Source organism: Paenarthrobacter sp. 10N417 (genome assembly GCF_056394745.1).
In genome coordinates this window covers 20,837-31,455 of the sequence record NZ_JBFTIL010000032.1, presented here as the reverse complement: position 1 = coordinate 31,455, position 10,619 = coordinate 20,837, and the positions used below count along the sequence as shown (strand labels likewise).

Sequence of the window (10,619 nt, the reverse complement as noted above, 5' to 3'; positions counted from 1 at the left end):
GCGGTAGCCGAGAACTTCTTCTCCCACCTCAAAACCGAGTTCTACCACCACCAACGCTTCGGCTCCAGGATCGCTGCCCGGACCGCCGTCATGGACTACATCGAGGGCTGGTACAACCGCCGCCGACCCAACCGCCGCGCCGGCGGCCTCCCACCCGCCACAGCCCACGCAAACCACCACACCACCGCCCAGCAACCCCTGGCCGCCTAACCAACAACAACGAGAACTGTCTCAAAAACTTGACGAGCGCAGGCGAAAGGCCGGTGGATGTGAGAGAGGGATGCCGCCAGGGGGTAGGGATGTGAGAGAGGGATGCCGCCAGGGGGTGGGGATGTGAGAGAGGGATGCCGGGAGGGGGTGTGGATGTGAGAGAGCATCGGGTTTGATCGATGCTCTCTCACATCGTGGCCTGTTTTCGAGAATTGTCTCTCACATCGCGTTGCTCGGTCAGGCGAGCAGGGCGCGGGTGTGGTCGTTGAGGAACATTCCCCTGGGATCGAACTCGCGGCGGACCTGGATGAAGGTGTCCAACTCCGGGTAGAGGCGCTCAAGGCGGCTCCGGGTCATGAAGTGGATCTTTCCCCAGTGTGCGCGAGGCTCGAATTCCTGCAGGAGCGCGTCCGCGTCCCGGAAGAACTGCCAGTAATCGGTTCCAGGCTCGGTCGTCAGGGTGATGACAGTGCTGTCGCGCCCTTGGAACTGGGACATGTAGGCGTCGTCGGACTTCACCCAGCGGACCTCCACCGGGTACTTCTGCTCGGGGTATTTAGTGCGGATCAGGTCCTGGATGGCCTCGACCGCCACCAATCCATCTTCACTGCGGACGAAGTACTCGAGCTCGTGGAACTGGGTGGTGAAGCCGCCCGGGTAGATCCGGTAGGAGCGATCCAGCCGGGCGCCTTCAACCGCGGAAAGCTCGCGTTCGTCCTGGACGTCCGCGGTGTTGTAGCGCTTGGTGTAACTGCGGCCGCCCATGGCGTGGTCTGGTGAACCGGGGAGGTCCAGAAGCTCGCAGGAATCGTCCTCAGGGCACCAGAGGAACGAGTAGTGCCTGTTGGAATCGATATCGTCCTGCCACGTCGAAGCGGTTTCCGCCCAGGTGGGGTAGGTGATCTGTTCTTGCAGGTAGTAGCTGTCCTGAACAGCCAGCTCCACCTCCAGGAAGACACCGAGCGTACCCAAGGCCACCTGGGCGGCCCGGAGTTCGCGGAGTTGACCTTCGCCGATTTCCACGATCTCGCCGTAGCCGTTGATCAGCTTCACCCAGCGGAGGTTGGACGAGAAGCTGCCCAAGTGTTTGCCGGATCCGTGGGTGCTGGTGGCCAGTGCCCCGGCGATTTGCTGCTTGTCGATGTCGCCTTGGTTACCCAGGGCCAGACCCTTCTCCCACAAGGGATCCCCGAAGGCGTTGATGGTGGTGCCGGCAAGGGCCCGGGCTCTGCGGGCCACCCGGTCGGTTCCCGTGATAGCCGAGAGCCCGGACATGTCCATCAGCACTCCGCCGGTCTGAACCAGAGGTGAGGACGAGTGGCCTGAACCGACGGCCCGCACAGGCAACCCTTCGCGGATGGCGAAACGGACGGCGTCGAGCGCTTCTTGTTCATTTCTGGGCCGAACGGTGAAGGCGGGCGTCGCGCTCTGGTTTCCGCCCCAGTTGGTCCAGGTCACGTCCGTCCCGAAGGGGGCTGAAGGCGTGGCGGCACCTGGCCAAGATGCCGGGCGGGAAACGTTGGTGGTCATCGTGAAAGCTCCGTTGCTTGTTTGAATGCTCATGCGCCGTGGTTGATCATCACGTGCTTGGTGCGTGAGTAATCGTCCAGGGCGTAGAGCGAGAGGTCGCGGCCGTAACCGGATCCCTTGAATCCGCCCCACGGTACCTCGCACGCCAGGACAAGATGCGCATTGACCCAGACCGTGCCGAAGTCCAGCTGCTTGGGAATCCGCAGGGAAAGGCTCGAGTCGCGCGTCCAGACGGAGGCCGACAAGCCGTAGGGGCTCTCGTTCGCGCGGGTGACGGCTTCTTCGGTGGTGCTGAAGGTCTCCACGGTGACCACGGGGCCGAAGATCTCGTGGGTGGCGATGTGGGCTCCGGCGGGAACGTTGGAGATGACTGTTGGCTCGATGAAGTAGCCGGGGCCTTCCAGCGCCGAGCCGCCAATCGCGATATTCAGGCCCGCAGCCTGGGCTTCGGCCAAGGACTCCTTGACGCGTTCAAAGTGGGGCCGGGAAATCATGGGGCCGATTTCGACGTCGTCGCCAGCGTCGGGTGCGCCGATCACCAGGGTGCTGACCTCCCGGACCAGGTGCTGGGTGAACTCTTCGGCTACGGACTCGTGCACCAGCACGCGGCAGGCAGCGCCGCAGTCCTGCCCGGCATTCCAGAACCCTGCATTGCGGACTCCCGCAGCGGCGGCGCGCAGATCGGCGTCGGGGAAGACAACAACCGGCGCTTTGCCGCCAAGTTCCAGGTGGACGCGCTTGACGGACTTGGCCGCAGTTTCAGCGACGGCCTGGCCGCTCACCACGCTGCCGGTCAAGGCAACGAGGGCGATGTCCGGGTGCTCCGAAAGCCGCTGTCCCACAGTTCGGCCCTGGCCCGTGACTACGTTGAGGATCCCATCAGGGATGCGTCCGGCGAGCAATTCCGCCAGCTTCAGGGTGGACAACGGGGTTTGCTCGGACGGCTTGAGGACGATGCTGTTGCCGGCAGCCAGAATCGGTGCGACCTTCCAGGCGGCCATCAGCAGCGGGTAGTTCCACGGAGTGATGACCCCGACGACGCCCACGGGTTCCCGGAGGATCACTGAGGTGTGGTCAGTGGCGTAGTCGCCGCCGGCCATGGACGTCAGCGTGCGGGAGGCGCCGGCCATGAAGCGGAATGTATCGATGGTGCTGGTGACATCGTCCTCGGCCACCGCCTGCGGCTTGCCGGTATTGGCAGACTCAATGAGCTCGAACGCTCGCCGGTTCTCTTCAATGATGTTGGCGATCAGGTTCAGGACGTCCGCGCGCTCCTTGGGGGTAGTGGCACCCCAGGTCTTTTGGGCGACGACGGCGGCTTGGACGGCGGCGTCGACATCATCCGCGGTGCCCGCCTGCACTGAGGCGATGACTTGCTCGGTGGTGGGGTCCACGACGTCGATCAGCTCACCGGTGGAGCCCGGCACGAAGGATCCGTTGATGAAGTGCCCTGCTGGAGGCAAAGGCAGCACGCCCGCCGGGGAGGGGTCAGCACTGGTGCGTCGAACAGTGAACTGGACGGTTTCCGGGTGGGCAGTGTCTGTGAGGGTCATGACAATTCGCTTTCAGATGAGGTCTGGGGTGAGTGCAGCGGAAGAAAGTGAGGCGGCGTCCGATTTCTGACGGAAGATCCGGGCCGCGAAATAGTAGAGGGGAGCAACTACCACCAGGCCGACGATCCAGGAGATGTCCACGCCGCCCAACGCGGTGGCCATGGGGCCGGTGTAGATTGCGGTGGCCGAGAAGGGAACCTGGATGAGGGCGCCTGCCAGGTAGGAGCCGATGGCGACCCAATTGAACCGCCCGTACACGCCGCCGTCGCGCTTGAAGAAGTCTTCAACCCGGTAGTCGCCGTGCCGCAGAAGGTAGTAGTCCACCAGGTTGATGGCAGTCCAGGGGACCAGGACGTACATCAGGAAGGAGAGGAAGTTGGTGTAGAAGAGGATGAAGTTGTCGCGGGCGAACAAGGCGATCGAGACAGCTACGACGAAGAGGATGATCGCCGCCACGGTGCGCGTCTTGGCCCGTGGCAACCACGAGGGCTTGAACGTTTGGCCGATGGTCAAGGTGCACAGGACGCCGCAGTAGAGGTTCATGGCGTTGGACGCCGCGACACCCAGGCAGAAGATTCCCACGATGATCAGGGTCCAGGGCTGCAGCAAAGCGCCCAGGCTTCCAACAATTTCGACGTTGTCGGCGCTCATGGTCATGGCGAGGGTGCCCACCAAGGCGCCCAGGATCATGGGGAACAACGTTCCCAGGACGCAGCCCGAGTAGGAAGCCCAGAACGCCGGTGCTGACCCCGTGCCCTGCGGCATGTAGCGGGAGTAGTCGGAGACGTAGGGTGCGTAGGCCAACTGCCACAGGGCCGAGACGGAGATGGTCCCCATGAAGCCGACCCAGTTGAAGTTGCCCTCCCCAAGGAAGCTGGCGGGAAGGCCGTGGACCACCAGGATCCAGACGAAGGCGAGCAACAACGCCAGGCCTGCTGCAACGCTAAGGACGCGGGCATAAGCGTGAATGAGCCGGTAGCCGAAAATCGTGGCGATAACGCTGACCACGCCGATGATGATGATGCCGCCATCCACGCTGATGCCGGGGCTGACGGCGGCCATTGCTTCTCCGCCAAAGACAAGGTTGGCGGCGAAGAAGCCGACGTACATGACCACCACGATGACCACGATCAACAGGGCGCCGAAGGAGCCGAACTGGCCGCGGGTCTGGATCATCTGCGCCACACCAAGCTGCGGACCTTGGGCCGAGTGCAGGGCCATGAAGACGCCGCCCACTATGTTGCCGATGATGATGCCCACCAGCGCCGGCACGAACCCGAGGCCGAACACTGTGGTGGCGAGCCCGCCGGTCACGATGGTCATGATCATGATGTTGGAACCGAACCAGATGGTGAAGAGGTCCCGGGCCTTGCCGTGGCGCTCGTTGAGCGGGATCGGCTGGATGGTTTTGTCCTCGAGGCGCGGTACTTCGGTTGTTGGCACGGTGCTCATGACGCACTCCGGGATGTCGAAGCCAGCTCACGGACAGCAGAGCTGGTGGCTTTGCTGCGGTTCACCATCAGGCCGAGGAGGTCGAAGACGAGAGTGGCGGCGGCGACGGTTGTGATGTCCGCATGGTCGTAAGCCGGAGCGACTTCTACGACGTCGGCGCCCACAATGTTGATGCCGTTCAGGCCGCGGAGCAGAGCCAGGAGTTCACGGGAGTGAAGCCCGCCCATCTCCGGAGTGCCGGTACCGGGGGCGAACGCGGGATCGAGGACGTCGATATCGATGGACACGTAAACAGGGGTGTCACCGAGCCGGTCCTTCACCTGCTGGATTGCCGCAGGGACGCCGATAACATCCAGGTCCGAGCAGCGGATGATCTGGAACCCGAACTCGTGGTCCCTAAGGAAGTCATTACGGTCATACACCGGGCCGCGGATGCCGACGTGCATGGACTTGTCCTCCACAAGGAGACCTTCCTCGAACGCCCGGCGGAAGATGGTTCCGTGCGTGATGGGCTGGTCAAAGTAGGTGTCCCACGTGTCCAGGTGAGCGTCGAAATGCAGCAACGCCACCGGGCCATGGACTTTGTTCAGCGCCCGCAGCATGGGCAAGGCAATGGTGTGGTCGCCACCGATCGAGATCAGCCGCTTGTCCTCACTGATCAGAGGCAACGCCTGCTCCTCGATCTCGCGGACTGCCCGGGTGATGTCGTAGGGAGTGCACGCGATGTCGCCGGCGTCCACAACCTGGGCTTCGTAAACAGGTTCGACGTCGAGCTCCGGGTGGTAGCCCGGGCGGAGGAGACGCGAGGCCTCGCGAACCGCGGCAGGACCGAAACGGGCGCCCGGCCGGAAGGAGGTTCCGCCGTCGAACGGGACACCGACGATCGCAATGTCGTAGTCCGGCACCCTGTCGATTTGGGGGAGGCGGGCGAAGGTGCCGAGGCCGGCATACCGCGGGACTTTGGTTGCGTCGACAGGGCCGATGGGCTTGTGAATTGTCATTGACGGATCCTTGGTGTGAGGGGGTGCTCGCCATTGAGCGGGAAGTAAGTAATTCCATTCTTCGTGACGCGGGTCACGGCGAATAGCGGTACATTGACTACAAATGGCCGAGGCGCTTAGACGAATGTCTAAACCGGCCGAAACGGCCCCCGGAATCATAGAGTCAGGACCCCATCCGATGGCAATCACCGTCGCCGAGCTCGTGGCTGAACCGCAGCTGGGGCTCACCCTCCTGGCCGGTAACACAGGCCGCGACAACCGGATCACGTGGGCCCACACCTCGGACCTGCCCAGGCTGTGGGAATGGGTCACCGGCGGCGAGCTCATGATGACCAATGGGCTGTCGATTCCCGCCGATGCCGCGGGACAAGTGGCGCTCGCAGAGGCACTCATGGACAGCGGGGCAAGCGCCTTGGCGATCGGTGAGAAGATGCACGCGCCCCCGCTGACGCAGGAGTTCCTGGCAGCCTGCGACCGGCTGCCGCTACCGCTGATCAACGTCCCGTACCCGCTGCCGTTCATCGCGATCGCCCGCTCAGTTGCCGAATCTTCCCTGCTCGAAGAGTCGCGGCGCTTGCGGCAAACAGCCAGGGTCTACGACCTTCTTCGCACGGCCGGAGCCTCCGAGGACCATTGGCAGAGCCTGGTCCAACGGCTTGCCACCGAGCTGGACGCGGAACTGTTCGTGGTGGATCGCCGCTGCCTCCATCCCTGGCACCCCGAAGGCCAGCGGCTCCCGGGGTTCCTCGCGGATGAATGGGCACCGCTTTCCGGGCAGGTGTCCTTGGCGGGCAAGAATTTCCAATGGCACCGGATCCGGGGACGGCACGTGCTGACGATGGACATCCCGACCCACGCCAACGCGCTCCTGGTGGTGCTGCCCAACAGCGAACCGCACCCGGACGCCGTCGTCCTCCTGCACGCCGCGACCGTGCTGGGACTGCAGCTCTCGCGCATCGTTTTGTCGTTGGAAGGCCGCCACCGACTGGCTGGCGAGTTCCTGTTGCAGGCCATGGATGGGCGCTTGGGCGCGGCCGAGATGGAGAGCCGGCTGGCAACTTTTGGGGTTCCGCCGCAGGACTTCCTGCTCGTTTCCATGTCCGAGACCGCCGGAGACAAAACAGCGAACGACGGCGACAGGCTGGCCAACGTGCACATCGAGCTGTGGCGGCACGGGGTTGCGTCGGCTTCTTTGAAGCGGAATAGCCGGCTGCACGTCGTGGTCCCTGCTGATGTGCCGGACGACATCCTGGTGCATTGCGCAGGCGTGGATGCGGCGATGGGAATCAGTGCTCCGGCAGCAGTGGCCGGCATTCAGCGCGCGCTCCAGGAGTCCCTTTGGGCGCTCGGTTCGGCCCGGGCGAACAAGCTCGGCTTGGCTCGCTACGCCCAGGGACCATCATGGCTCGGGCTGACAGGTTTCGAGGAAGGAACTGCGCTGGTCAGGCGTCTCCTGGGGCCGATTTTCGATTACGAGCAGAGTCAGGAAGGCGATCTCCTGGTCACGCTGAAGACCTATTTGGACTCGCAGCGTTCGTGGCAAAAGACTGCCGCTGCCCTGTTCGCGCACCGGCAAACCATCATCTACCGGATACGGAAAATCGGCGAATTGACGGGCCTGGACATGGGTGAAACCTCCACGGTTGCCCAGTTGTGGTTCGCGCTCCAGATCCACGAGGCAATGCATCGGTAGGTATCCCTTGCTTGCGCTTTTTCCAGGTAACCCGCTATGGTGTGAACCGTGTCACCCAAATGACGCAATGCTTTTGATCTGTGGCGGGAGAGCCCTGCCGGTACATCCAGTCAGGCGCCGTAGGAGCAAATCCTCCCCAGGAATCTCTCAGGCCCACGTACCGCCACGGCGAGGCAACTCTGGAAAGCAGTCCAGGTAACTGGGCTCACCGACGGTGCAAGCAGGCAACCATTCCTGCGGAATCTCTCAGGTCCAATACAGAGCGGGGAGGAACCCACATCATCGTGGCGCACATAGGGCGCCTGAATCATGGAGTTCCTCTTGACTGTTCAATCAACCCCCACCGCTTTCGCGGACCGGCACATCGGCGCCAGGCGCCAGGCCGACGTTGACACCATGCTCAAGGCCATCGGCTACGACTCCGTAGACGGCTTGGTAGACGTTGCGGTCCCCGATTCCATCCGCCAGGACACTGCTCTGAAGCTGCAGGACGCCCTCACCGAGGTGCAGGTCCTCGCCGAGCTCCGCAAGCTCGCATCCAAGAACAAGACTGCCGTCCAGATGATCGGCCAAGGCTACTACGACACCGTCACGCCGCCGGTTATCCGCCGCAACATCCTCGAGGCTCCCGCTTGGTACACGGCGTACACGCCGTACCAGCCCGAGATTTCGCAGGGCCGCCTCGAAGCTCTTCTGAACTTCCAGACCATGGTGCAGGACCTCACAGGGCTGCCGGTGGCCAACGCTTCGCTGCTGGATGAAGCAACGGCCGTGGCCGAGGCTGTGCTGCTGATGCGTCGCGCCAACAAGTCCAAAACTGCCAAGGACGGCAAGACCGTCCTCGACGCCGACCTCCTCCCGCAGACCATCGCCATCGTTAGGGGCCGTGCCGAAGCGCTGGGCTTCGAAGTGCAGATTGCCGACCTTTCGGCGGGCCTTCCCGACGGCGACATCAACGGCATCGTCCTGCAGCAACCCGGCGTTTCCGGCCGCGTATTCAATCACTCAGGTGTCATCGCGGCGGCCAAGGAACGCGGCGCATTGGTCACTGTCGCCGCCGACCTTTTGGCGCTCACCCTCATCACGCCCCCGGGCGAACAAGGTGCCGATATCGCCGTCGGAACTGCGCAGCGCTTTGGTGTTCCACTGTTCTTCGGCGGCCCCCACGCTGCGTACATGGCCGTGCGGGAAGGCATGGAGCGCACGCTTCCGGGCCGCATCGTTGGTGTTTCCAAGGACAACGCCGGCGTCCCCGCGTACCGACTCGCGCTCCAGACACGCGAGCAGCACATCCGACGCGAAAAGGCCACGTCCAACATCTGCACGGCCCAGGCACTGCTCGCCATCGTGGCCTCGATGTACGCGGTTTACCACGGTCCCGAAGGCCTGAAGGCGATCGCCGAAACCGTCCACGGCCACGCCCGTGTTTTGGCCGCGACGCTGCAGAAGGCGGGCCGCGAGCTCGTCTCCGACGTCTTCTTCGACACCCTCACCGTCCGCGTACCCGGCAAGGCTGACAAAGTCATCTCCGCTGCCGAAGCCCGCGGTATCAACCTCCGGTTCATCGACGCTGACACGGTTGGCGTTTCCCTCGATGAAACCACGACGCCGGAGGTCCTCTCCGCCGTAGCCGTCGCCTTTGGTGCCGGTCCGGTGAATGACGCTTCAGGGTTTGAGCTGCCGTCTGATGTGCTCCGCACGAGTGATTTCCTGCAGCACCCGGTGTTCAACACGCACCGTTCCGAGACGCAGCTGTTGCGCTATATCCGCAAGCTGTCCGACCGGGACCTCGCCTTGGACCGCACCATGATCCCGCTGGGCTCGTGCACCATGAAGCTCAACGCAACCGCCGAGATGGAAGCAATCTCCTGGCCCGAGTTCGCCTCGATCCACCCGTTCGCTCCGGACCACCAGACGGCTGGCTGGCGTGAACTGATTGAGGACCTGGAAGCCGACCTGACTGAGATCACCGGCTACGACCAGGTCTCCATCCAGCCGAATGCCGGTTCGCAGGGCGAGCTTGCTGGGCTCCTGGCGATCCGCGGCTACCACCTCTCCCGGGGCGACGAGCAGCGCAACGTCTGCCTCATCCCTGCCTCCGCTCACGGCACCAATGCAGCCTCTGCTGTGCTCGCCGGCATGAAGGTTGTTGTGGTGGCCACCGCTCCCGATGGCACCATCGATCACGCTGATCTGGCGGCCAAGATCGAGGCCAACAAGGACGTCCTGTCCTGCATCATGATCACCTACCCGTCCACGCACGGTGTGTACGACGCCGATGTCCGCGAGGTTTGTGACTCCATCCATGCCGCTGGCGGCCAGGTGTACGTTGATGGTGCAAACCTCAACGCACTCGTTGGACTCGCGCAACCGGGCAAGTTTGGCGGCGACGTCTCCCACCTGAACCTGCACAAGACGTTCTGCATCCCGCATGGTGGCGGCGGACCCGGTGTTGGTCCCGTGGCTGCGAAGGCACACCTGGCTCCGTTCATGCCGGGCGATGCCAACAAAGCCGCGCATGAGGAAGGGCACGGCGTAGCCATCTCCGCCTCCCGCTACGGCTCTGCCGGTGTGCTGCCGATTTCGTGGGCGTACGTGAAGCTCATGGGCGGGCAAGGACTGACGGAAGCAACCAAGTCTGCGCTGCTCGCGGCCAACTACGTCGCCTCCCGCTTGGATGAGCATTTCCCGGTCCTGTACACGGGCGAAGGCGGACTTGTTGCCCACGAATGCATCCTGGACCTCCGCGAGCTGACTGCCCGCACGGGCGTCACCGCTGAGGACGTGGCCAAGCGCCTGATCGACTTCGGTTTCCACGCTCCCACCTTGGCGTTCCCCGTTGCCGGAACTTTGATGGTGGAGCCGACCGAGTCCGAGGACTTGGCTGAGATCGACCGCTTCATCGAGGCCATGATCACCATCCGTGCCGAAATCGAGCAGGTCGCAGCCAGCGATTTCACTGTTGAGAACTCGCCGCTGCGCAACGCGCCGCACACGGCTGCCGCCGTCGTGAGTTCTGACTGGGACCGCGACTACCCGCGTGAGCAGGCCGCATTCCCGGTCCACCACCTGAAGCAGGACAAGTACTTCCCGCCGGTCGGCCGCGTTGACGGCGCCGCCGGGGACCGGAACCTTGTGTGCTCCTGCCCTCCGCTCACGGACTTCGAAAACTAAGGACTC

General features: G+C 63.7%; 7 protein-coding genes and 1 riboswitch. Of the genes, 3 read left to right on the top strand and 4 right to left on the bottom strand.

The window, feature by feature from the left end:
- The coding region (locus tag AC1DCM_RS25370; RefSeq protein ID WP_477520146.1) for an IS3 family transposase at positions 1–210 on the top strand (210 nt) is incomplete at its 5' end.
- A 237-nt stretch (positions 211–447) separates the two neighbouring features.
- Here the strand turns inward: AC1DCM_RS25370 and AC1DCM_RS25365 are convergent.
- The 4 genes from AC1DCM_RS25365 to speB are packed head-to-tail and all read right to left on the bottom strand — an operon-like array spanning position 448 to position 5,746.
- Positions 448–1,740 (bottom strand): D-arabinono-1,4-lactone oxidase, encoded by a 1,293-nt coding sequence (locus AC1DCM_RS25365; protein WP_477520145.1) that lies wholly within the window; start codon positions 1,738–1,740, stop codon positions 448–450.
- A 29-nt stretch (positions 1,741–1,769) separates the two neighbouring features.
- Complete coding sequence (locus AC1DCM_RS25360; protein WP_477520144.1) at positions 1,770–3,293, bottom strand: aminobutyraldehyde dehydrogenase; 1,524 nt, start codon at positions 3,291–3,293, stop codon at positions 1,770–1,772.
- A 12-nt stretch (positions 3,294–3,305) separates the two neighbouring features.
- Positions 3,306–4,745, bottom strand: a complete 1,440-nt coding sequence (locus tag AC1DCM_RS25355) for a purine-cytosine permease family protein (protein WP_477520143.1) — start codon at positions 4,743–4,745, stop codon at positions 3,306–3,308.
- A complete protein-coding gene (speB, locus tag AC1DCM_RS25350; protein WP_477520142.1) occupies positions 4,742–5,746 on the bottom strand; it encodes an agmatinase in 1,005 nt (334 codons plus the stop codon). Before speB ends, AC1DCM_RS25355 begins: the two co-directional genes overlap by 4 nt.
- Before the next feature lie 178 nt (positions 5,747–5,924).
- Here speB and AC1DCM_RS25345 point away from each other — a divergent pair, with 178 nt between their 5' ends.
- On the top strand, positions 5,925–7,439 hold the full coding sequence (locus AC1DCM_RS25345) for a PucR family transcriptional regulator (RefSeq protein WP_477520141.1): 1,515 nt from the start codon (positions 5,925–5,927) through the stop codon (positions 7,437–7,439).
- Positions 7,440–7,513: 74 nt separating this feature from the next.
- Positions 7,514–7,612, top strand: a riboswitch (glycine riboswitch).
- Positions 7,613–7,760: 148 nt separating this feature from the next.
- Positions 7,761–10,613 (top strand): aminomethyl-transferring glycine dehydrogenase, encoded by a 2,853-nt coding sequence (gene gcvP / locus AC1DCM_RS25340; RefSeq protein WP_477520140.1) that lies wholly within the window; start codon positions 7,761–7,763, stop codon positions 10,611–10,613.
- The last annotated feature ends 6 nt before the right edge of the window (positions 10,614–10,619 follow it).

Excerpts from the sequence above, each read along its gene's own strand:
- AC1DCM_RS25365 (WP_477520145.1), bottom strand. The coding sequence starts at position 1,740 with ATGACCACCAACGTTTCCCGCCCGGCATCTTGGCCAGGTGCCGCCACG.
- AC1DCM_RS25360 (WP_477520144.1), bottom strand. The coding sequence starts at position 3,293 with ATGACCCTCACAGACACTGCCCACCCGGAAACCGTCCAGTTCACTGTT.
- AC1DCM_RS25355 (WP_477520143.1), bottom strand. The coding sequence starts at position 4,745 with ATGAGCACCGTGCCAACAACCGAAGTACCGCGCCTCGAGGACAAAACC.
- speB (WP_477520142.1), bottom strand. The coding sequence starts at position 5,746 with ATGACAATTCACAAGCCCATCGGCCCTGTCGACGCAACCAAAGTCCCG.
- AC1DCM_RS25345 (WP_477520141.1), top strand. The coding sequence starts at position 5,925 with ATGGCAATCACCGTCGCCGAGCTCGTGGCTGAACCGCAGCTGGGGCTC.